The following is a 21,597-nucleotide window of genomic DNA, read 5'->3' as shown; positions in this document are numbered from 1 at the left end:
GGCGGCGGGCGCCGCCGGGTCCGTTTTCATGTTTGCCGGGACGCATCTCATGACTTCCTACCGTAACAGTGAACCGGTGCCGCCGATCATGCAGGGCTCGCCGCCCAAGATGGTGCCGCCGAAGCTCGACTGGGACCGGCCGCCATGGAACCGCTGGGCGTTCCAGCACATCCGCGAAATTCTGCCGACCGTCGAAGTCTGGCGCGGCAATGGCCATCGCCGGCGGTTCGAGCGAGCTGAAATCGATCTCGATGCGCTGCCGGTGAGCGACAGCACGGGGCAGCCTGCGACGCTGGCCGGGCTGCTGGACGAAACCTATACGGACGGGTTCCTCGTGCTCAAGGACGGCAAGATCGCCTATGAGCGCTATTTCAACGGCATGACCGACCGCACGCTGCATTTGTCGCAGTCGATGGCGAAATCGGTCACGGGCTCGGTATTCGGCATGCTGGCCGGGCGCGGCCTGCTCGATCCGGCCATGCCGGTGACGACTTATCTGCCGGAGCTGGAAGCTACCGGCTGGGCGGGCGCCAGCGTGCAGCACGTGCTCGATATGACGACAGGCGTGCGTTTTTCCGAGGAATACACCGATCGCTATTCCGACATCGGTCAGGTCGATGTCGCCAGTGGCTGGAAACCCGTGCCGCCGGACAGCGACCCGGCCTTCGAGTGGCCGTCGCATATGTTCGAATTGATCCTGGGGCTCAAGGAGACAAGCCGGCCGCATGGCGCTGCGTTCGAATACCGTTCGATCGAGACCGACGTGCTCGCCTTCATCATGGAACGGGTGACCGGCAAGCGGCTGGCGCAGCTGGTCTCGGAAGAACTCTGGCAAAAGATCGGGGCGGATGAAAGCGCCTGCTTCACCGTCGACAGCGCCGGCTACGCCATCGCCGACGGCGGTTTCAACGCCACGCTGCGCGACTATGGCCGCTTCGGCCAGCTGATCCTCGACAATGGCGGCGGCGTGATGCCGGCCGACTGGATCGTGGCGACGCGCAATGGCAGGCATGGACCGGATTTCAATCCCAGCCTGCCGGAAGGCAGCTACCGCAACCAGTTCTGGATCGAGGACCCGCGCTCACGCGCGCTGATGTGCCGGGGCGTGTTCGGGCAGCTGATCCATATCGACTGGAACACGAGAATGGTTGTGGTGAAGCTTTCGAGCTACCCGGATTTCACCGACATCGACTATTCGGTGGCGACGCTGAAAGCCGTCCACGCGATCGCTGCCGCGCTGGCCTAAGAGACCGTTTGGAAACTCTACTCTGGCGGCCATCTGATGGCGTTTTCTGCGCTTCCGGTGCTCACGGACCCAAATGTCCGCTGCGCGCCGGTTCTCGAAACCACCACCATATGACTCGCCAGAGCGAATTTCGAAACAGTCTCTAACTTCCTAAAAAAATCGAGAGGAAACACCATGACCGGCAAGACCGCGTTCGAAACCAGATATGGCTTTGCCCGCAATCAAGTGCTGCTCGGCAACTGGCGCGAAAGCCCGTTCAGCCGGTGGTCGTTCCAGAATGTCGGCGAGTTGGTGCCGAGCGCACGCGTCGCAGCTGTGCCGGGCAGTGCCGAAATACCGGTTCAGGATTTCGGTGGGCTGCTTGACGAAAAGGTCGCTCTGGCCGGCGGCCCGGAGACCGTTGCGGCCTTTCTCACGCGTTCCGATACCGACGCGCTGACGATCATGAAAGCCGGCAATATCATCGGCGACTGGTTCGCACCGCATATGCAGTTCGGCGCCCGCCACATCATCTTCTCGATCAGCAAGTCGCTGACCGCCATTCTGGCCGGCATATTGGAAGGCGAGGGGATCTTTGATCCGCAGGCTCCGGTGACCCGCTATCTGCCGGAAGCTGCCGGCTCGGCCTATGGCGATGCCAGCGTGCGGCATGTGCTCGACATGACCGTCAGCCTTGACTTCGAAGAAGCCTATCTCGATCCGGAGAGCGCCTTTGCCCGCTATCGCCGCGCGACGCTGTGGAATCCGGGCGGCGGCACGGAAAGCCTGACCGACTTCATCCTGACGCTGCAGCGCCTTGCCGAGCCGCATGGCCGGACGTTCCGCTACCGCTCGCCCAATTCCGACCTGCTCGGCATCCTGCTCGAGCGCGCGTCCGGCCGGCGCTTCGCCGAACTGATGCGCGAGCGATTATGGCTGCCGCTTGGTGCAACGAGCGAAGCGTCGGTGACCGTGGACAGGCAAGGCACTGCGCGCACAGCCGGCGGCATTTCGGTGACGCCGCGCGACCTGGCGCGGGTCGGCGAGATGATGCGGCAAGGCGGCATGGCCAATGGCCGGCGCGTCGTGCCGGAAGCCTGGGTGCGCGACACGACCGGCACAGGGGGAGACACTGAGGCCTGGCAGCGTGGCACGATGGCGTTCCTCTTTCCGCAAGGCCGCTACCGCAACAAATGGTACCAGACCGGTGCGGCAAGCGGCGCCTTCTGCGGCATCGGTATCCACGGCCAGTGGCTCTATGTCAATCCGAAGGCGGAAGTCGTCTTTGCAAAGATGTCGTCGCAGCCGGAGCCGGTCGAGGAGCCGCTCGATGTCGATATGGTAGCGTTCTTCGAAGCGCTGAGCCGGATGGTCTGACCATCCAGGAAACCCCTGGCACCGCAGCTTTCCTGTGGACCTGTCAGAGTGATCGAGAACGCCGCGGTTGGCGGAGCGACGCTCTGAGCTTATGGTCGCCGCTCTTTTCGACAGGACAGCAGGAACGACATGGCATCCGACATCAAGCGCATCGCGGCAATCATCGCAGCCGAGATCACTGCCCGGCCCGAACAGGCCGCGGCGGCGATCGGGCTGCTGGACGAAGGTGCGACGGTGCCGTTCGTGGCGCGCTATCGCAAGGAGGTCACCGGCGGCCTGGACGACACGCAGCTGCGCCTGCTTGCCGAACGGCTCGCCTATCTTCGCGAGCTCGATGCGCGCCGCGACACCATTCTCGGTTCGATCCGCGAGCAGGGCAGGCTGACCGAAGAGCTTGAAGCCAAGATCGCGGCGGCCGCCACCAAGGCGGAACTCGAAGACATCTATCTGCCCTACAAGCCGAAGCGCCGGACCAAGGCCGAGATCGCGCGCGAGCGTGGGCTGGGACCGCTGGCCGAGGCCATCCTTGCCGACCGCGCGGCGGTGCCCGCCGAACTGGCGCTGGCCTACATCAGTGAAGAGGTGGCCGATGCCAAGGCGGCGCTCGAGGGCGCGCGCGATATCCTGTCCGAGCAGTTCGCCGAGAATGCCGATCTGGTCGGCAGACTGCGGACCTACATGAAGGAACGCGCCTTCATGCGGTCGCGCGTCGTCGACGGCAAGCAGGAAGCCGGCGCGAAATTCTCCGACTATTTCGACCATGTCGAGCGCTGGGCCAACGTGCCGAGCCATCGCGCGCTGGCCATGCTGCGCGGCCGCAACGAAGAGGTGCTGTCGCTCGACATCGAGGTCGATGCCGACGACGCGTCACCAGTGAAGCCGGTCGAACGGATGATTGCCGACGCCTACGCCATCGGCCGCCAGTTGCCGGGCGATCGCTGGCTGATGGAGGTGGCCGGCTGGACCTGGCGCATAAAGCTGTCGCTGCACCTGACGCTCGATTTGATGCGCGATCTGCGAGAGCGGGCCGAGGAGGAGGCGATCCACGTCTTCGCCCGCAATCTGAAGGATTTGCTGCTCGCCGCACCCGCCGGCTCGCGCGCCACGATGGGGCTCGACCCCGGCATCCGCACCGGCGTCAAGGTGGCGGTGGTGGACGGCACCGGCAAGCTGCTGGCGACGACGACAGTCTATCCGTTTCCGCCGAAGAACGATGTGCGCGGCACGCAAGCCGAACTAGCGAAGCTCATCCGCCTGCATAAGGTCGAGTTGATTTCCATCGGCAACGGCACCGGCAGCCGCGAGACGGAAAGGCTGGTGGCCGACATGCTGTCCGACATGCCTGCCGAGTCCGGGCCGAAGCCGCTCAAGGTGATCGTCAGCGAGGCGGGTGCCTCGGTCTATTCCGCCTCGGCAACGGCGGCGGCGGAATTTCCCGGCCTCGACGTGTCGCTACGGGGCGCGGTGTCGATCGCCAGGCGTCTGCAGGATCCGCTCGCCGAACTGGTCAAGATCGAGCCGAAGTCGATCGGCGTCGGCCAGTATCAGCATGACGTCGATCAGTACCGGCTCGGCCGCTCGCTGGAAGCGGTGGTCGAGGACGCGGTCAATGCCGTCGGCGTCGACCTGAACACCGCCTCGGCGCCGCTTCTGGCGCGGGTTTCGGGTCTTGGCGCATCGCTGGCCGAGGCGATCATTGCGCACCGTGACGCGGCCGGCCCCTTCGCCAGCCGCCGTGACCTGTTGAAGGTCTCTCGCCTTGGACCCCGCGCGTTCGAGCAATGCGCCGGCTTCCTGCGCATTCCCAACGGCACCGAACCGCTCGATGCCTCGGCCGTGCATCCGGAAGCCTACGGCGTGGCGAAAAAGATCGTCGCCGCCTGCGGGCGCGACCTCCGCTCGCTGATGGGCGACAGTGCCGCTATCAAGGCGCTCGATCCGCGTGTCTTCGTCGACGAGCGGTTCGGCCTGCCGACGGTGCGCGATATCCTGGCGGAACTGGAAAAGCCCGGCCGCGATCCGCGCCCCGGCTTCAAGACCGCGACCTTCGCCGACGGCGTCGATGACATCAAGGATTTGAAGCCAGGCATGCTGCTGGAGGGCACTGTCACCAATGTCGCCGCGTTCGGCGCCTTCGTCGATATCGGCGTGCATCAGGACGGCTTGGTGCACGTTTCGCAGTTGGCCGACCGTTTCGTCAAGGACGCGCATGAGGTGGTGAAAGCCGGCGACGTGGTCAAGGTGCGCGTCGTCGACATCGACATCAAGCGCAAGCGCATCGGTCTCTCGATGCGCAAGGATGGTGACGGCGGTACACCGAAGCCGCGCGACAATGGCAACAGACCGGTGCCGCGCACGCCGGCGCCGCAGCGCCAGCCGGAGCGGCCGGCAGGGCAGGGCGCGTTCGGCGCCGCGTTGGCCGATGCGTTGAAGCGGAAGTAGCTACTTCTCCGGCGGCAGATGGCCCAGCAGCCAGTCGCGAAAACTGGCGACCGGCGGATGGCCGCGCTTGTCGTGCGGCACGACGAGATAATAGGCGCTGCGGCTTTGCATCGGCCGACCCGGCGCCGGCACCAACTGGCCGCGCTGTAATTCGCCTGATATGAGCACCTGCGGCAGCAGCGCCACGCCGAGCCCGGCCATGCAGGCCTGGGCGGCGGTGCCGAATTGCTCGAACTGCATGCCGGGTCCGGTTGGTGCGCTCAATCCCTGATGCTCGAACCACTCGGTCCATGCGCCGGGCCGCGTCGCCATATGCAGCAGCGGCAGGCGGCCGATGTCGGTGGGTGTGGCAATGGCGCGGCCGGCCAGAAATTCGGGCGAGACAACCGGCAACACCGTCTCGCGCACTAGCAGCGTCGAGTCGGCGCCGGGCCAGTCGGGCAGGCCGTAATGGATGGCGGCGTCAAGCCTTTCGCGGGAGAAGTCGAAGCGGCCGATGCGAGTGACGAAATTGATGGTGATGTCAGGGTTGTTTTCGACGAAATCCGGGATGAGCGGCATCAGCCAGCGTGTACCGAAGGTCGGCAGGATCGCAAGGTTCAAGATGCCACTATGCCGATTGCTCATCAATCCCAGGGCTGCATCGCGCAGCTGGCCAAGGGCGGCGCGCACCGCTTCGGCATAAATCTCGCCTTCCGTCGACAGCCTGACATTGCGGCTGTCGCGATCGAACAGCCGGCGGCCGAACTGGTCCTCCAAAAGCTTGATCTGCCGGCTGACGGCGCCCTGGGTCAGATCGAGCTCCTGCGCGGCGGCGGTGAAGCTGCCCAACCGGGCCACCGCCTCGAAGGCGGCAAGGGCGCTGATACCAGGCAAGAGGCGGCGCTGCACGTTCATTATCCATTACTAACGCTCATTGATCCTTGAAGCAATTTCGTTTGATTTTTTCGAGCTGGAAGCCGATAAGCCGCGCACTTCAAGATTTTTGTTTTTGCATGTCATCATCTCAAATCCGCCGAGTTTTTTGGGCGACGTGCAAGAGTTTGGGAGACCGAGGCCATGGCCGCCGACAAGAATGCATTCGTCTGGGATGATCCTTTCCTGATCGAGGACCAGCTTTCGGAAGACGAACGGATGGTGCGCGACGGTGCAGCGGCATTCGCCGCCGACAAGCTCGCTCCGAGGATCGAGGAAGCCTATCTCGAGGAAAAGACCGACGCCGGGATCTTTCGCGAGATGGGCGAGGCCGGTCTGCTCGGCATAACCATTCCGGAAGAATATGGCGGGCTCGGTGCCAACTACGTCACCTACGGCCTGGTGGCGCGCGAAGTCGAGCGCGTCGACTCGGGCTATCGCTCGATGATGAGCGTGCAGTCGTCGCTGGTGATGTATCCTATCCATGCTTATGGCTCGGAGGCGCAACGCAAAAAATACCTGCCGAAGCTGGCGTCAGGCGAATGGATCGGCTGCTTCGGCCTGACCGAGCCGGATGCCGGTTCCGACCCGGGCGGCATGAAGACGCGCGCCGAGAAGACGGCGAACGGCTACAAGATTTCGGGCTCGAAAATGTGGATTTCCAACGCGCCGATCGCCGACGTGTTTGTCGTCTGGGCGAAATCGGCCGCGCATGACAACGAGATTCGTGGCTTCGTGCTGGAAAAGGGCATGAAGGGGCTGTCGGCACCGAAGATCGGCGGCAAGCTGTCGCTTCGCGCATCGATCACCGGCGAAGTGGTGATGGAAGGCGTCGAGGTCGGCGAAGATGCGTTGCTGCCCAATGTCTCAGGCCTGAAGGGTCCGTTCGGCTGTCTCAACCGGGCGCGCTACGGCATCTCATGGGGCGCGATGGGCGCGGCGGAGGATTGCTGGCACCGCGCCCGCCAATACGGCCTCGACCGCAAGCAGTTCGGCAAGCCGCTGGCCGGCACGCAGCTTTTCCAGAAGAAACTCGCCGACATGCAGACCGAGATCGCTCTGGGGCTGCAGGCCAGCCTGCGCGTCGGGCGGCTGATGGATGAAGGCAAGATGGCGCCGGAGATGATCTCGATCGTCAAGCGCAACAATTGCGGCAAGGCGCTCGACATTGCCCGCCAGGCCCGTGACATGCATGGCGGCAACGGCATCCAGATCGGCTACCATGTCATGCGCCACGCGCAGAACCTGGAGACGGTCAACACTTATGAGGGCACGCATGACGTGCATGCGCTGATCCTCGGGAGGGCGCAGACGGGATTGCAGGCGTTTTTCTAGGCGACCCCTAGGCCGGCAACGCTGCTTAAATTAGGTGCAGCGCAACATCTCTGCTTGGAGAATGGCCAGCATTTGTGTCAGGGTTCGGCGAATTCGTTTGAAACGCCGACTTTCGAGGCCCCATGGCAATTCTGGCAGCTGTCTACCACCTGACCCATTACAAATATGACCGGCCGGTTGTTCTCGGCCCTCAGGTCATCAGGCTGCAGCCGGCGCCGCATTCCCGCACCAAGGTGCTCAGCCATTCGCTGAAGGTCGAGCCGGCGAACCACTTCGTCAATCTGCAGCAGGATCCCTACGGCAACTTCCTTGCCCGCTTCGTGTTTCCGGAGCCGGTGACGGAACTGAAGATCGAGGTCGACCTCGTCGCCGACATGACGGTCTACAATCCGTTCGATTTCTTCGTCGAGCCGTCGGCCGAGATCTTTCCATTCGAATACCCGGAAGAGATCAGCGCCGATCTCGCCATCTACCGGACGCCGGAACCGGCTGGACCGCTGCTGGCGGCGTTCCTGCAAACCATCGATCGCCACCCAACCAATACCGTCAATTTCGTCGTCGACCTCAATGCGCGCCTGCAGCGCGAGATCGCCTATATCGTGCGCATGGAAACCGGCGTTTTTTCGCCGGAGGAAACGCTGGCCGCCAAGAAAGGCTCGTGCCGCGATACGAGCTGGCTGCTGGTGCAGATCCTGAGGAACCTCGGCATCGCTGCGCGCTTCGTTTCCGGCTACCTGATCCAGCTAAAGCCCGACCTCGTCGCGCTTGACGGACCGCCCGGCACTGCCGTCGACTTCACCGATCTCCATGCCTGGTGCGAGGTCTACCTGCCAGGCGCCGGCTGGATCGGCTTCGACCCGACCTCCGGATTGCTCACCGGCGAAAGCCATGTGCCGCTCGCCGCAACGCCGCATTTCCGCAACGCCGCGCCCATTTCCGGCATGGCGAGCTTCGCCAATGTCGAGTTCGGCTTCGACATGCGGGTCGACCGCATCGCCGAGCATCCACGCATCACCAAGCCGTTCTCCGACGAAAGCTGGCAGGCGCTCGATGCGCTGGGCAACCAGGTTGACGCCGCGCTCGAAGCCGGGGACGTGCGGCTGACCATGGGTGGCGAGCCGACCTTCGTGTCGATCGACGATTTCGAGGCGGAGGAGTGGAACACCGCCGCCGTCGGCCCGACAAAACGCGAAAAGGCCGATGCGCTGATCCGCCGGCTGCGTGAGCGTTTCGCGCCCGGCGGCTTCCTGCACTACGGGCAGGGCAAGTGGTATCCGGGCGAAAGCCTGCCGCGCTGGACCTTCTCGCTGTACTGGCGCGCCGACGGCGAGCCGGTGTGGAGCGACCCGTCGCTGATCGCACGAGAGAATAGCGAAGCAGATGTCGGACCGAAGCAGGCTGAAGGCCTGCTGACGGCGATTGCCGATGAACTCGGCATCGACAAGACCATGGTCAGCGAAGCCTATGAGGACCCGGCCGAGTGGCTGCTCAAGGAAGGCAAGTTGCCGGAGAATGTCGATCCGTCCAATTCGAAGCTGGACGACCCCGAGGAGCGCAGCCGCATGGCGCGGGTGTTCGAACGCGGCCTGACCAAGCCGTCGGGCTATGTATTGCCTGTCCAGCGCTGGAACAGCCAGGCGTCGGGACCGCGCTGGCGTTCGGAGAGATGGAAAACGCGGCGCGGCAGGCTGTTTCTGGTGCCGGGCGATTCACCGGTCGGCTACCGCCTGCCGCTGGGCACGCTTCCCTATGTGCCGCCGGCGCAGTTCCCCTACATCGTGCCGGTCGATCCTTCCCTGCCGCGCGGGCCATTGCCGGCGCGCGAGGCTATTTTGCCTGAAGCCGCTCCCTTGTCGGAGGCTGCACCGGCCGAACTTGAAGGCGCCGACGAAATGGCGCGTCGCCAGCAGGCGGCGTCCTTCACCGCCGCGACCGGCCAGCAGGACCGTGTCGAACAGGAGATCACCGAGATCGGCGGCGCGGTGCGCACCGCGCTGTCGGTCGAGCCGCGCGATGGACGGCTTTGTGTGTTCATGCCGCCGGTCGAGGCGCTGGAAGACTATCTCGAACTGGTCGCGGCGGCCGAGAACGCGGCAAAGGCTATCGGCCTGCCGGTGCATATCGAGGGCTACGGCCCGCCGCATGATCCGCGCCTCAACGTCATCCGCGTGGCTCCGGATCCCGGCGTCATCGAAGTGAACATCCATCCGGCTGCCAACTGGCAGGACTGCGTGGCGACGACCGCAGCGATCTACGAGGAGGCGCGGCAGACGCGGCTCGGTGCCGACAAGTTCATGATCGACGGCCGCCATACCGGCACCGGTGGCGGCAACCATGTCGTCGTCGGCGGCGCGACGCCTAACGACAGTCCGTTCCTGCGCCGCCCCGACTTGCTGAAGAGCCTGGTGCTGCAATGGCAGCGCCGTCCGTCGCTGTCCTATCTGTTCTCAGGCCTGTTCATCGGCCCGACCAGCCAGGCGCCGCGGTTCGACGAGGCGCGCCACGATTCGCTCTACGAGCTCGAGATCGCGATGGCGCAGGTGCCGCATCCGGACAAGGGTCAGGCCCCGCTGCCGTGGTTGGTCGACCGGCTGTTCCGAAATCTTCTGACCGACGTGACAGGGAATACCCACCGCTCGGAAATCTGCATCGACAAGCTGTTTTCGCCGGACGGGCCGACCGGCCGGTTGGGGCTGGTCGAGTTCCGCGGCTTCGAAATGCCGCCCAATGCGCGCATGAGCCTCGCGCAGCAATTGCTGGTGCGCGCCATTATCGCCCGCGCCTGGAAGAACCCGCTCGATGGCCGCTTCGTGCGCTGGGGCACGTCGCTGCATGACCGTTTCATGCTGCCGCACTATGTCTGGGCTGACTTTCTCGACGTGCTGGACGACCTCAAGCTGAACGGCTTTGAATTCCGTCCCGAATGGTTCGACGCGCAGCTCGAATTCCGCTTCCCGTTCTGCGGCGAGGTCCAGCATGCCGGCATCAAGCTGGAACTGCGGCAGGCGCTGGAGCCGTGGCATGTCATGGGCGAGCAGGGCGCCATCGGCGGAACCGTGCGCTTCGTCGATTCCTCGGTCGAGCGGCTGCAGGTGAAGACGGAAGGGCTCAACCCGGAGCGTCACGCCGTCGTCTGCAACGGCCGCATCGTGCCGATGAAGGTGACCGACACCAGAGAGATCGCGGTGGCAGGGGTCCGCTTCAAAGCCTGGCAGCCGGCATCGGGGCTGCATCCGGCGCTGCCGGTCAACACGCCGCTGGTCTTCGACATCTACGATCGCTGGTCGGGCCGGGCCATCGGCGGCTGCATCTACCACGTCGCGCATCCCGGCGGGCGCAGCTACGACACCTTCCCGGTCAACGGCAACGAAGCGGAGGCGCGACGGCTCGCCCGCTTCGAGCCGCGCGGCCATACGCCGTCCGGCTACGTGCTGCGCGACGAACAAGCCTCTGAGGAATTCCCGATGACCCTTGACCTGCGGCGGCCTGCAAGACTCTGATCAGCCATGGCAAAGGGGAATCACAAGAAAATACGCGGCAGGCCGCACAACCTGCTGGAGCACTACCAGCCGATCGACGGCGTCGTCGACGAGATGGTCGATGCATCAGGCAATCCCCGTCCGGTCTGGAAGGAGTTCATCGAGGCACTGGAAGAACTGGGGCCCGAAAAGCTCGCCCAGCGCTTCGCCCGCGCCGACCAGTATCTGCGCGACGCCGGCGTCTATTACCGCGTCTACGACAAGGCCGGCGCCAATGAGCGCGAATGGCCGCTGGCGCATGTACCGCTGCTGATCGAGGAGCAGGAATGGGCCGCGATCAGTGCTGGCCTGGTTCAGCGGGCCGAGCTGTTCGAGGAAACGATCGCCGATATCTACGGGCCGAACCGCCTGGTCGAGAAGGGCATCCTGCCGGCGGGGCTGATCGCGGCCAGCCCGGAATATTTGCGGCCGGTCGTCGGCACCAGACCGGCCAGCGGCCATTTCCTGCATTTCTGCGCTTTCGAGCTCGGCCGTGGACCGGACGGCCGCTGGTGGGTGCTGGGTGACCGCACGCAGGCGCCGTCGGGTGCCGGCTTTGCGCTGGAAAACCGCGTCGCCACCACGCGCGCGCTGTCCGACATCTATGGCGAGATGCATGTGCACCGTCTTGCCGGCTTCTTCCGTCGCTTTCGCGACGCGCTGAACGGCATGGCCAAGGTATCAGGCGGCCGTGTCGCCATCCTGACGCCGGGGCCGCTCAACGAAACCTATTACGAGCATGCCTATATCGCCCGCTATCTCGGCATCATGCTGCTCGAAGGCGAGGATCTGACCGTCTCCGGCGGCCGGCTTATGGTGCGCACCGTTTCAGGGTTGATGCCGGTCAGCGTGCTCTGGCGACGGCTCGACGCCGCCTTCGCCGATCCGCTGGAGTTGCGGCCGGATTCTCAGATCGGCACGCCAGGGCTGGTCGAGGCGATTCGCCGGGGGGCCGTTTCAGCCGTCAACGCGCTCGGCTCCGGGCTGATGGAAACGCGGGCGATGTTCGCCTTCCTGCCGAAGATTTCGCGCGAATTGCGCAACGAGGAGCTTCTCTTGCCGAGCGTCGCGACGTGGTGGTGCGGGCGGGACACGGAACGCGACCATGTGCTGGCCAATCTCGACCGCATGGTGATCGGTCCGGCGCTGTCGACACGGCTTGCCTTCGAGGACGACGATTGCACGAGGCTTGGCTCGGCGCTGGTTGCCGGGGAGCGGGCCGAACTGATAGCCCTGATCGAACAGAACGGCGGCGACTTTGTCGGACAGGAAGCGGTGACGCTTTCGACCACGCCGGTCTATGTCGGCGGCTGGCTGGAGCCGCGGCCAGCAGCCCTGCGCGTCTATCTGGCGCGAACGCCGGAAGGCTGGACGGTGATGCCCGGCGGTTTTGCCCGCGTCGGCTTTTCGCTCGACCCGACGGCCATCGCCATGCAGCGCGGCGGCCAGGCGGCGGATGTTTGGGTGGTCAGCGACAGACCGGTGGAGCGCGAGACGCTGCTGCCGCAGGAGCATGACAGCTTCACCCGTACCTTGCCGGGCAGCCTGCCCAGCCGCGCGGCGGAAAACCTGACATGGCTCGGCCGCTATATCGAGCGATCGGAAGACACGGTGCGCATCCTGCGCGCCTATCACGTGCGGCTGGCCGAGGCCTCCGACCCGGATATGCCGCTGCTTGCCGATATCAGAGACTATCTCGAACCGTTCGGCACAGACGTCGAAACCGCGATCCCGCCGGGGCTGATCGGCACCTTGGACAGCGCCGTCTACAGCGCCGGACAGATTCGCGACCGCTTCTCGCCCGATGGCTGGCTGGCGCTGAAGGATCTGTCGAAGACCATTCATCAATTCGCGACAACGGTGGCGCCGGGCGATGATGCGACGCGGGCGATGACGGTCATCCTGCGCAAGCTCGCCGGGTTTTCCGGCCTGCTGCATGAGAATATGTACCGCTTCACCGGCTGGCGCTTCCTGGAGATCGGCCGGCGGTTGGAACGCGGCATCCAGATCGCCCGCACGCTCGCCCGGTTGACCAGGACTGCGGCACCGGACGGGGCGCTCGACATGATGCTGGAGATCGGCGACAGCGTCATGACCCATCGGCGGCAGTATCCGGTGCAGGCCGGCCGAAGTACGGTGGTCGACCTCCTGGTGCTGGATCCGCTCAACCCGCGCTCCATCCTGTTCCAGCTCGAGCGGCTGAAGGCGGAAATCGCGCTGTTGCCTGCTGTCGGCGGCGAGGGGCACATGTCGCCGGCGGCGAAAAAGATCCTGCAGCTCAACACGGCAATCGCCATCAAGGAGCCCTCGGACATGACGGCGCAGGCCCTGGACAATCTCGCCAATGAGATCGGCGGCCTCTACAACAGCCTCGCCAAGGCCTATTTCGGCTAAGGGCGGGTTCGGTTAAAGGCGGGGCATGCTCTACGATATCAGGCTCAATCTGCGTTACGATTACGATGCGGCGGCGGGCGGCGGCCGTCATCAGGTGCGCGTGCTGCCGTCGACGATATCGGGCGTGCAGCGCGTGATCGCCGCTTCGCTGTCCTTCGTGCCGGCGCCGAGCGAACGCTCGGATTTTTCCGATTTCTTTGGCAACAATGTCACGTCGATTGCCTTTCGCGACGTTCACGATGCGCTCGAGATCAGGATGAGCGCGCGCGTCGCGGTTTCGCGGCCGGAACCCGGGCTTGACGTGTCGCCCGACATTCGCCGGCTGAGGGAGGACCTCGATGCGGTGCGGTCGCTGTCGCCTGATACACCGCATCACTTTCTGGCCGCCAGCGACCATGCCGGCATCGATGCTGATATCACGGGTTACGCGCGGAGCAGTGCCGGCAACTCTGCTGTCAGCACGGCCATGGACCTGTGCAGCCGTATCTACCGCGATTTCACCTATGATGGCGAGGCGACTACGGTGCAGACCCGGGCAAGCGATGCCTTCGACCTGAAGCGGGGCGTCTGCCAGGACTTTTCGCATATCATGATCGCCGGCCTGCGCGGCCTGGGCGTCCCCGCCGGCTATGTCAGCGGGTTCCTGCGCACCATTCCGCCGCGCGGAAAACCGCGGCTGGAAGGGGCCGACGCCATGCATGCCTGGGTGAAGGTGTGGTGCGGGCGCGACACCGGATGGCAGGAGTTCGATCCGACCAACGGCATGCGGGCAAGCAACGACCACATCACCGTCGGCCACGGACGCGACTACTCGGATGTCGCGCCGATCGTCGGCATCCTGAAGACGACCGGAGGGCAGGTCGGCGAGCAAGCGGTCGACGTCATTCCGGTCGTGCTCGAGAAAGCATGACGGCAGGCGATGCCGCATCGATTTGTAAACGCTGAACATAGACGGAAGACGGGTTCTCATGCGGTGAGCCTGACATGTTTGTGAAAGCCATGGCGGAACCAGCGGCCGGTCCGGCGCTTATCTACGGGAAAAATTCCGTGGAGAGGATATGCTGGACAAATCCGGGTCGTCGTCTGGCCAATCGGCTGCCAGGGAGGTTGCACCAAAGAACGGGGCGCCGAAAAATGGGTCGCAAGCCTCTGCCGATCGAGGCTCACTCACCTACATCACTGACGCTGAGCCCGGTATCCGCCGTTTTAGGACTGGCAAGGGATTTTCATACAAAGGACCTGACGGGCAGGGTGTCGACGACGACACTATGGCCCGCATCAAGGCGCTCGCCATACCGCCGGCGTGGACGGATGTGTGGATCTCGCCGGATGCTGACGGTCACATCCAGGCGACGGGCCGGGATCAGCGTGGGCGTAAGCAATATCGGTATCATGCGCTGTGGGCGGAGGAGCGTGACGGCGTCAAATATTCGAGCCTGGTTGCCTTCGCAGAAAGCCTGCCTGAGTTGCGGCGCCAGATCGATGCCGATCTGCGCCGTCACGGCCTGCCGCTGGAACGCGTTGTCGCCGCTGTGGTCTGGCTGCTCGACAGCACGATGATCCGCGTCGGCAACGCCGCCTACGCTCGCGACAACAACAGCTTTGGGCTGACCACGCTGCGCGACCGCCATGTCGACGTCAATGGCTCGAGCCTGCGTTTCGCTTTCAAAGGCAAGTCCGGCAAGGAATGGAAGCTGAAGCTCGTCGATCGCCGGATTGCCAGGATCGTGCGCGGGGCGCAGGATTTGCCGGGCCAGAAGCTGTTCCAGTATCTCGACGAGGATGGAAGCAGGCGACCGATCCGCTCCGACGACGTCAACCGCTACATCAGGGAGAACGCAGGGGGCGATTTCAGCTCCAAGCATTTCCGAACCTGGGGCGGCACCATCCATGCTGCGTCACTGTTTGCGCAAATCGAACGACCCGAAAGCCAGGCACAACAGAAGCGGGTGATGAACGGCGTCATCGACAAGGTGGCCGAGCGGCTGGGCAACACGCGCGCCATCTGCCGCAGGTGTTACATCCACCCGCAAGTTTTCGAAGCCTGGTCCGAAGGACGGCTGCTCAGCGAAATGGCGGATGTGAACAAGCGGAAGCGATCGATACCCGGTCTTGATGACGAAGAAGCCCTCGTTCTGAGATGGTTGAAGGCGCAGGAAAGCTGAACCGAACAGAGCAGCCACAGGCTTTCATTGTCCTGGCAGGACGTAATTTTTTTATCGACGTTATGTCGGGATCGGTCCTACTGTTTCGTCCTTTGACAGAGAAAAGGACGCACCCATGCTCTACGCTATCCTCTGCTATGCCTCCGAAGACGTCGTCTGCTCCTGGAGCAAGGAACAGGACGATGCCGTCATGGAAAAACTCCTGGGCGTGCAGGAAAAATACGCTCAGGCCGGCCGGCTTGGCCCGGTGGCGCGGCTGCTGCCGACAACCGCTGCAACAACGCTGAAAAAGGTCAAGGGCGAAGCGGTCGTCATCGACGGACCATTTGCCGAAACCAAGGAACAGTTCCTCGGCTTCTACACGCTCGAATGCGCCGATCTCGACGAGGCCGTCGACTTTGCGCGCGAACTTTCCGAGGTCAACCCGAGCGGCGGCTCCTACGAAATACGGCCGGTCTCGCTCTTCAACCCCGCCAGGATTCCCGCATGACCGATCTCACCTGGATCAGCACGGCGATCAGCACGGCCCGCCCACAGGCGATGGGCGCGCTGCTGCGCTACTTCCGCGATCTCGATGCGGCGGAAGAAGCTTTCCAGGACGCGTGCCTGCGAGCTCTGAAGAACTGGCCGACAAACGGCCCGCCGCGCGATCCGGCAGCCTGGCTGATCTTCGTTGGCCGCAACAGCGGCATCGACGCGGTGCGCAAGCGTGCCAAGCAGGCGCCGCTGCCGGAAGAGGACCAGATCTCCGATCTGGAGGATGCCGAGACCGATATCGCCGAACGGCTGGACGGCGCGCATTACCGCGATGACATATTGCGGCTGCTGTTCATCTGCTGCCATCCCGACCTGCCGGCGACGCAGCAGATCGCCGTGGCGCTGCGCATCGTTTCAGGCCTGAGCGTCAAGCAGATCGCCCGCGCCTTTCTCGTCGGCGAAAGCGCCATGGAGCAGCGCATCACACGTGCCAAGGCGCGCATCGCCGATGCCGGCGTGCCGTTCGAGACGCCCGGTGCGGTCGAGCGGTCCGAACGGCTCGCCGCCGTCGCCGCCATGGTCTACCTGATCTTCAACGAAGGCTATTCGACCAACAGCGGTGAGGCGCCGGCCCGCGCGCCGCTCTGCGAAGAGGCAATCCGGCTGGCCCGGCTGCTGCTCAGGCTGTTCCAGACCGAGCCGGAGATCATGGGCCTGACGGCGCTCTTGCTTCTCCAGCATGCGCGTGCGCCGGCGCGTTTCGACGAGAACGGCGAAATCGTGCTGCTCGAAGACCAGGACCGCAGCCTGTGGAGCCGCAAGATGATCGACGAGGGGCTGGCGCTGGTCGATAAGGCGCTGCGCCATCAGAAGCCCGGTCCCTACCAGGTGCAGGCGGCGATCGCCGCCCTGCATGCGCGGGCGGAAAAGCCTGAGGACACGGACTGGAACGAGATCGAGCTGCTCTACAGCCTGCTCGAGCAGATGCAGCCGTCGCCGGTGGTGACGCTCAATCGCGCCGTCGCGGTCGCCAAGGTGCGCGGGCCGGAAGCGGCACTTGCCATGATCGAGCCGTTGGAACAAAGGCTTTCCGGCTATTTCCATTTCTTCGGCCTCAAGGGCGGACTGCTGATGCAGCTCGGTCGTGGTGAGGAGGCGCGCATCGCCTTCGATCGCGCCATTGCGCTTGCCAATACGGCCGCCGAGGCGGCCCATATCCGCATGCACATCGACCGGCTGATGAAGGAAGGCGCCGCGCGGGTAACCGCGCAGACAGTGCGCTGAACGACTCGCTGGTTCAACGGTCTGACCTTGGCTTAGACCATGCCGGGGTGGCGATTTTTCCCTGAAACGAGTAATGCCACGCCATGACAGCGCCTGACGGCACAGGGACGGCATGGCACAAGGCTTCGACCGACGCCATATGAGCGACGGGATCTGAAAGGGACAGAGAATGACGATTGCGAAGGAAACAGCCGGGCTACTGGCGAAACTGGGCGTCGCCGAGGATGCGCTTTCGGGCGGCGATCTTATCGTGCGCAGCCCGGTGACGGGCGAGCAGATCGCCGCGCTGAAGACGATCTCGCCGGCCGATGCGGCAAAGACCATAGATAGTGCCCATAAGGCCTTCCAGACGTGGCGTCTGGTGCCGGGGCCGAAGCGCGGCGAACTGGTGCGGCTGCTTGGCGAGGAGCTGCGCACGCACAAGGCCGAGCTTGGCAGGCTGGTGTCGATCGAGGTCGGCAAGATCCCGTCCGAAGGGCTCGGCGAAGTGCAGGAGATGATCGACATCTGCGATTTCGCCGTCGGCCTGTCGCGGCAATTATACGGCCTGACCATCGCCACCGAGCGGCCCGGCCATCGCATGATGGAAACCTGGCATCCGCTGGGTGTCGTCGGCGTCATCTCCGCTTTCAATTTCCCGGTCGCGGTGTGGTCGTGGAACGCGGCACTTGCGCTGGTCTGCGGCGACGCGGTGGTGTGGAAGCCGTCGGAAAAGACACCGCTGACGGCGCTCGCCTGCGAAGCGATCTTCAAGCGCGCGGCAAAGCGTTTCGGTGATGCTCCGGAAGGCTTGACGTCGGTGCTGATCGGCGACCGCGCTGTCGGCGAAATTCTGGTTGATCATCCGAAGGTGCCGCTGGTCTCGGCCACCGGCTCGACCCGCATGGGCAGGGAGGTCGGTCCTCGGCTGGCGAAGCGCTTTGCCCGCGCCGTGCTGGAGCTCGGCGGCAACAATGCCGGCATCGTCTGCCCGACGGCCGATCTCGACATGACCTTGCGCGCCATCGCATTCGGCGCCATGGGCACGGCCGGCCAGCGCTGCACGACGCTCAGGCGCCTGTTCGTGCATGAGATCATCTATGATGCCTTGGTTCCGCGCCTCAAGAAGGCCTATGAAAGCGTCTCGGTCGGCAATCCGCTGGAGACATCAGCGCTGGTCGGACCGTTGATCGACAAGGCAGCCTTCGACAGCATGCAGAATGCGTTGAAGGAAGCCGCCGCTCACGGCGGCAAGGTGACCGGTGGCACGCGGGTCGAGAATGCCCATCCCGACGCCTATTACGTTCGTCCGGCGCTGGTCGAGATGCCCAAGCAGGTCTCGCCGGTGACGGAAGAGACCTTCGCGCCGATCCTCTATGTGATGAAGTACTCGGATTTCGACGCCGTGCTCGACGAGCACAACGCGGTCGGAGCGGGGCTGTCGTCGTCGATCTTCACCCGCGACCTGCAGGAATCCGAGCGCTTCCTCGGCGTCGACGGGTCCGACTGCGGCATCGCCAACGTCAACATAGGCACATCGGGGGCAGAGATCGGCGGTGCCTTCGGTGGCGAGAAGGAGACCGGCGGCGGCCGGGAGTCGGGCTCCGACGCCTGGAAGGCTTACATGCGGCGCGCCACCAACACGGTGAACTATTCCAAGGCGCTGCCGCTGGCCCAGGGTGTATCCTTCGACATCGACTAGGCTGGTGAGGCCCTTGTCGTGGCGGCTGCGCCAATAGCTGCCACGATTTATCTCGGTCGCCGTTCAGCGGCTTCCGGGAGATCCAAAACAGTCCGCGAAAGCCGCATCAATGATGGCCAGCTACGCCGGCCTTTCCCATGAGCTTGCCCTCTGGCGGTGGAGTGACGGTGGCGAGATCGCGCGGCATGTGCGCCTGTTCGTCAGCGGCCAACTCGAAGCTGCCGCGGCCCGTCCGAGTTCGGACTTCGGCGCGCTCGTCAAGGCCCTCGGCCGCAAGATTGGTTCGAAAATCACACACATTGACGTTAATTTAACACCATAGTATGGTCGATTCTGTTGGTTCGGAATTCCCATCGCTGTTCGGCTGCTGCATCACCGGGCAGCTTCTCCCCGCCGTCGTCAAGCGCAATGCACCAAAATCCTATTCGCAATGCGTGTCGGCAAACGCCGAGCTGAGAGGTAGCCATGTCAAGCCTGCTTGGGATCGACAACGGCCTGACGGTGACGAAGGCGGTGATCTTCGATGCCGACGGCTCGCAATTGTCGGTTGCGCGCCGGCGAGTGCCGCAATCGATGCCACATGCGCGCTGGGTCGAACGCGACATGGCCGGTCTCTGGCAGGCGACCGCCGAGGCGATCCAGGAAGCCATTGCCTTGAGCGGCAGGCCGGCCAGCGACATCAAGGCAGTGGCGGCGACCGCGCATGGCGATGGCCTTTACCTGCTCGACAACGATCGCCGGCCGCTAGGCCCCGGCATATTGTCGCTGGACAGCCGGGCGGGCGAAATCGTCGACAGATGGTCGCGAGGTTCGGTCTTCGCCGAAGCGCTCGCCCTGACCGGCCAGGTGCCGCACGCTTCCTCACCGTCGTCGCTGCTGGTCTGGTTGCGGGAGCACGATCCGGAACGCTTCAGCCGGGTCGCGCACATACTCGCCTGCAAGGACTGGCTGCGTTTCTGTCTGACCGGCACCATCGGCACTGACCTCACTGAGGCGAGCACCTCGTTCACCAATGTGCGTACGCAAAGCCATGTGCCGGAGGCGATGCGCATTTTCGGTCTTGAGGCATTGTTTGAAGCCTTGCCGCCGATGATGCATTCGGCCGACATCGTCGGCTACGTCACCACCGATGCAGCGGCGCTGAGCGGGCTTGCTGAAGGCACGCCGGTCGCTTGCGGCCTGCATGATGTCACTGCCTCAGCGCTTGGCATGGGCGGCCACGAGGAGGGCGTGGTCAGCATCGTCGCCGGCACCTATTCGATCAACGAAATAGTCTCCACCGAGCCGCGCGTCGACCTGCGCTGGTTCTGCCGCAATGCTATTGATCTTGGGCGTTGGAACAACATGTCGATCTCGCCGGCCTCGACGGCGAATTACGACTGGTTCCTCGACACGCTCTGCTGCCCGGAACAGGACGAAGCAAAAAGGACCGGCGGCTCGATCCACGAGATGCTGGCGGCAGAGATCGACATTGCGCTTGGCAGGCCTTCGACCATCTTGTTCCATCCCTATCTGTTCGGCTCGCCTTACGGCAATGCCGCCAGCGCCAGCTTTCTCGGCCTGCATGGCTGGCATGATCGCGGCGACATGCTGAAGGCAGTGCTGGAAGGCATCGTCTTCAACCACCGCACGCACGTCGAAGCGCTGCGCGACGGCTTTGCCGTTCGTGAGGTGCGGCTCACCGGCGGCGGGTCGCGCAATCCGGCCTTCGCGCAGATGTTCGCCGACGTGCTCAATGTGCCGGTCATCGTGACGTCGACCGACGAGGCGGCTGCCTTCGGCGCAGCCCTTTGTGCCGGCGCCGCGGTTGGCCTGTTTGCCTCACCGCAACAGGGGGCGCGCGCCGTCAGCAAGACGAGCCATGAATATCTGCCCGACGCGGCGCGCAATGCGGTTTTCGAGGACCGTTTTTCTCTCTATTGCCGCATTGCCGAATCGCTCAAGCCGCAATGGCTGGAGATCGAAAGGCTGGCGGGGCAAAGCATTGAGGGGGCTGCATGATCAAGGCCGACGAACGGCGCGAGGAAATCGCCGACTATGTGATCAAATTCGGCCAGGTGCGCATCGACGACCTGGTCGAGCATTTCGGCGTGTCGCGGATGACCATCCACCGCCATATCGACCAACTGGCGCACCAGGGCGTGCTGCGCAAGCTGCACGGCGCGGTGACGGTGCAGCCTTCCGGCCTTTATGAAAGCGCTTTCCGCTATCGGGTGACAGTCGGCAGGGCCGAGAAGGATGCGCTGGCGCATGCGGCGCTGGATTATGTCGAGGCCGGCCAGGCCGTCATGCTGGACGATTCGACCACGGCGAACGCGATCGCTCCACTGCTGCCCGACATCAAGCCACTGACCGTCATCACCAACAGCGTCGCGACTGCAGCACTGCTGACCAATGTCGACGATATCGACTTCATCTGCCTGGGCGGTCAGTACCACCGCACCTACAATGCCTATATCGGCATCGTCTGCGAGAATGCCGTGGCGCAATTGCGCGCCAATCTTCTGATTTGCTCGGCTTCGGCGATCTCAGGCACCACGGCCTTCATCCAGGACCAGCATGTGGTCCGGGTCAAGCAAGCGATGGTCGCTGCCTCGACCAGGCGCATTCTTGTCGTCGACCATTCCAAGTTCGACAAGGTCGCCCTGCATGTTTTCGACGATCTGACCCGTTTCGACGCGGTGCTGACGACCGACGGCGTAAGCGACGCGCAGGCGCAAAAACTCGAACGAGCCGGCGTAAAACTGAGCATCGTCAAGATGGCTCAGTCATGAGCCCTTCCGG

General features: G+C 64.2%; 15 protein-coding genes. 14 read left to right on the top strand and 1 reads right to left on the bottom strand.

The window, feature by feature from the left end:
- Positions 1-49: 49 nt before the first annotated feature.
- From BQ8482_RS22640 to BQ8482_RS22630, 3 genes are all read left to right on the top strand, one after another.
- Positions 50-1,246: a serine hydrolase domain-containing protein gene (locus tag BQ8482_RS22640; protein ID WP_123149702.1), complete on the top strand. Its 1,197-nt coding sequence runs from the start codon at positions 50-52 to the stop codon at positions 1,244-1,246.
- Positions 1,247-1,420: 174 nt separating this feature from the next.
- Positions 1,421-2,602 (top strand): serine hydrolase domain-containing protein, encoded by a 1,182-nt coding sequence (locus BQ8482_RS22635; protein WP_123149624.1) that lies wholly within the window; start codon positions 1,421-1,423, stop codon positions 2,600-2,602.
- A gap of 129 nt (positions 2,603-2,731) precedes the next feature.
- Positions 2,732-5,044: a Tex family protein gene (locus BQ8482_RS22630; protein ID WP_123149623.1), complete on the top strand. Its 2,313-nt coding sequence runs from the start codon at positions 2,732-2,734 to the stop codon at positions 5,042-5,044.
- On the opposite strand, the gene BQ8482_RS22625 is transcribed toward BQ8482_RS22630, so the two are convergent.
- Complete coding sequence (locus tag BQ8482_RS22625) at positions 5,045-5,941, bottom strand: LysR family transcriptional regulator (RefSeq protein WP_123149622.1); 897 nt, start codon at positions 5,939-5,941, stop codon at positions 5,045-5,047.
- 162 nt (positions 5,942-6,103) lie between these two features.
- Between BQ8482_RS22625 and BQ8482_RS22620 the strand changes: the two genes are divergently transcribed.
- The 11 genes from BQ8482_RS22620 (at position 6,104) to BQ8482_RS22570 (ending at position 21,587) form a co-directional block, all read left to right on the top strand.
- Positions 6,104-7,294 (top strand): acyl-CoA dehydrogenase, encoded by a 1,191-nt coding sequence (locus tag BQ8482_RS22620; RefSeq protein ID WP_123149621.1) that lies wholly within the window; start codon positions 6,104-6,106, stop codon positions 7,292-7,294.
- Positions 7,295-7,416: 122 nt separating this feature from the next.
- Positions 7,417-10,794: a transglutaminase family protein gene (locus BQ8482_RS22615; RefSeq protein WP_123149620.1), complete on the top strand. Its 3,378-nt coding sequence runs from the start codon at positions 7,417-7,419 to the stop codon at positions 10,792-10,794.
- Between the two features lie 6 nt (positions 10,795-10,800).
- Positions 10,801-13,206, top strand: coding sequence for a circularly permuted type 2 ATP-grasp protein (locus BQ8482_RS22610; RefSeq protein WP_123149619.1), 2,406 nt, complete (start codon positions 10,801-10,803; stop codon positions 13,204-13,206).
- Positions 13,207-13,231: 25 nt separating this feature from the next.
- Positions 13,232-14,116: a transglutaminase family protein gene (locus BQ8482_RS22605; RefSeq protein ID WP_123149618.1), complete on the top strand. Its 885-nt coding sequence runs from the start codon at positions 13,232-13,234 to the stop codon at positions 14,114-14,116.
- A gap of 148 nt (positions 14,117-14,264) precedes the next feature.
- The gene (locus tag BQ8482_RS22600; protein WP_123149617.1) at positions 14,265-15,371 is read left to right on the top strand and encodes a DNA topoisomerase IB; all 1,107 of its coding nucleotides are present in this window, start codon (positions 14,265-14,267) and stop codon (positions 15,369-15,371) included.
- Positions 15,372-15,486: 115 nt separating this feature from the next.
- Positions 15,487-15,861, top strand: coding sequence for a YciI family protein (locus tag BQ8482_RS22595; RefSeq protein ID WP_123149616.1), 375 nt, complete (start codon positions 15,487-15,489; stop codon positions 15,859-15,861).
- Complete coding sequence (locus BQ8482_RS22590) at positions 15,858-17,132, top strand: RNA polymerase sigma factor (RefSeq protein ID WP_123149615.1); 1,275 nt, start codon at positions 15,858-15,860, stop codon at positions 17,130-17,132. The genes BQ8482_RS22595 and BQ8482_RS22590 overlap by 4 nt, the downstream gene beginning before the upstream one ends.
- Before the next feature lie 169 nt (positions 17,133-17,301).
- Positions 17,302-18,813 (top strand): L-piperidine-6-carboxylate dehydrogenase, encoded by a 1,512-nt coding sequence (gene amaB / locus BQ8482_RS22585; protein WP_123149614.1) that lies wholly within the window; start codon positions 17,302-17,304, stop codon positions 18,811-18,813.
- Between the two features lie 109 nt (positions 18,814-18,922).
- Complete coding sequence (locus BQ8482_RS22580; RefSeq protein WP_123149613.1) at positions 18,923-19,135, top strand: hypothetical protein; 213 nt, start codon at positions 18,923-18,925, stop codon at positions 19,133-19,135.
- Between the two features lie 143 nt (positions 19,136-19,278).
- Complete coding sequence (locus tag BQ8482_RS22575; protein WP_123149612.1) at positions 19,279-20,814, top strand: FGGY-family carbohydrate kinase; 1,536 nt, start codon at positions 19,279-19,281, stop codon at positions 20,812-20,814.
- Positions 20,811-21,587, top strand: a complete 777-nt coding sequence (locus BQ8482_RS22570) for a DeoR/GlpR family DNA-binding transcription regulator (protein ID WP_123149611.1) — start codon at positions 20,811-20,813, stop codon at positions 21,585-21,587. The genes BQ8482_RS22575 and BQ8482_RS22570 overlap by 4 nt, the downstream gene beginning before the upstream one ends.
- The last annotated feature ends 10 nt before the right edge of the window (positions 21,588-21,597 follow it).

The sequence above is a fragment of the Mesorhizobium delmotii genome, assembly GCF_900149755.1.
GTDB classification, from domain to species: domain Bacteria; phylum Pseudomonadota; class Alphaproteobacteria; order Rhizobiales; family Rhizobiaceae; genus Mesorhizobium; species Mesorhizobium delmotii.
Note: the sequence above shows the minus strand (reverse complement) of the source record. Positions and strands in the feature narration are given on the sequence as shown.

Coding starts and splice junctions, on each gene's coding strand:
- BQ8482_RS22640 (WP_123149702.1), top strand. CDS start 50: ATGACTTCCTACCGTAACAGTGAACCGGTGCCGCCGATCATGCAGGGC.
- BQ8482_RS22610 (WP_123149619.1), top strand. CDS start 10,801: ATGGCAAAGGGGAATCACAAGAAAATACGCGGCAGGCCGCACAACCTG.
- BQ8482_RS22600 (WP_123149617.1), top strand. CDS start 14,265: ATGCTGGACAAATCCGGGTCGTCGTCTGGCCAATCGGCTGCCAGGGAG.
- BQ8482_RS22620 (WP_123149621.1), top strand. CDS start 6,104: ATGGCCGCCGACAAGAATGCATTCGTCTGGGATGATCCTTTCCTGATC.
- BQ8482_RS22635 (WP_123149624.1), top strand. CDS start 1,421: ATGACCGGCAAGACCGCGTTCGAAACCAGATATGGCTTTGCCCGCAAT.
- BQ8482_RS22630 (WP_123149623.1), top strand. CDS start 2,732: ATGGCATCCGACATCAAGCGCATCGCGGCAATCATCGCAGCCGAGATC.
- BQ8482_RS22575 (WP_123149612.1), top strand. CDS start 19,279: ATGTCAAGCCTGCTTGGGATCGACAACGGCCTGACGGTGACGAAGGCG.
- BQ8482_RS22570 (WP_123149611.1), top strand. CDS start 20,811: ATGATCAAGGCCGACGAACGGCGCGAGGAAATCGCCGACTATGTGATC.
- amaB (WP_123149614.1), top strand. CDS start 17,302: ATGACGATTGCGAAGGAAACAGCCGGGCTACTGGCGAAACTGGGCGTC.
- BQ8482_RS22605 (WP_123149618.1), top strand. CDS start 13,232: ATGCTCTACGATATCAGGCTCAATCTGCGTTACGATTACGATGCGGCG.
- BQ8482_RS22590 (WP_123149615.1), top strand. CDS start 15,858: ATGACCGATCTCACCTGGATCAGCACGGCGATCAGCACGGCCCGCCCA.
- BQ8482_RS22625 (WP_123149622.1), bottom strand. CDS start 5,941: ATGAACGTGCAGCGCCGCCTCTTGCCTGGTATCAGCGCCCTTGCCGCC.
- BQ8482_RS22580 (WP_123149613.1), top strand. CDS start 18,923: ATGATGGCCAGCTACGCCGGCCTTTCCCATGAGCTTGCCCTCTGGCGG.
- BQ8482_RS22595 (WP_123149616.1), top strand. CDS start 15,487: ATGCTCTACGCTATCCTCTGCTATGCCTCCGAAGACGTCGTCTGCTCC.
- BQ8482_RS22615 (WP_123149620.1), top strand. CDS start 7,417: ATGGCAATTCTGGCAGCTGTCTACCACCTGACCCATTACAAATATGAC.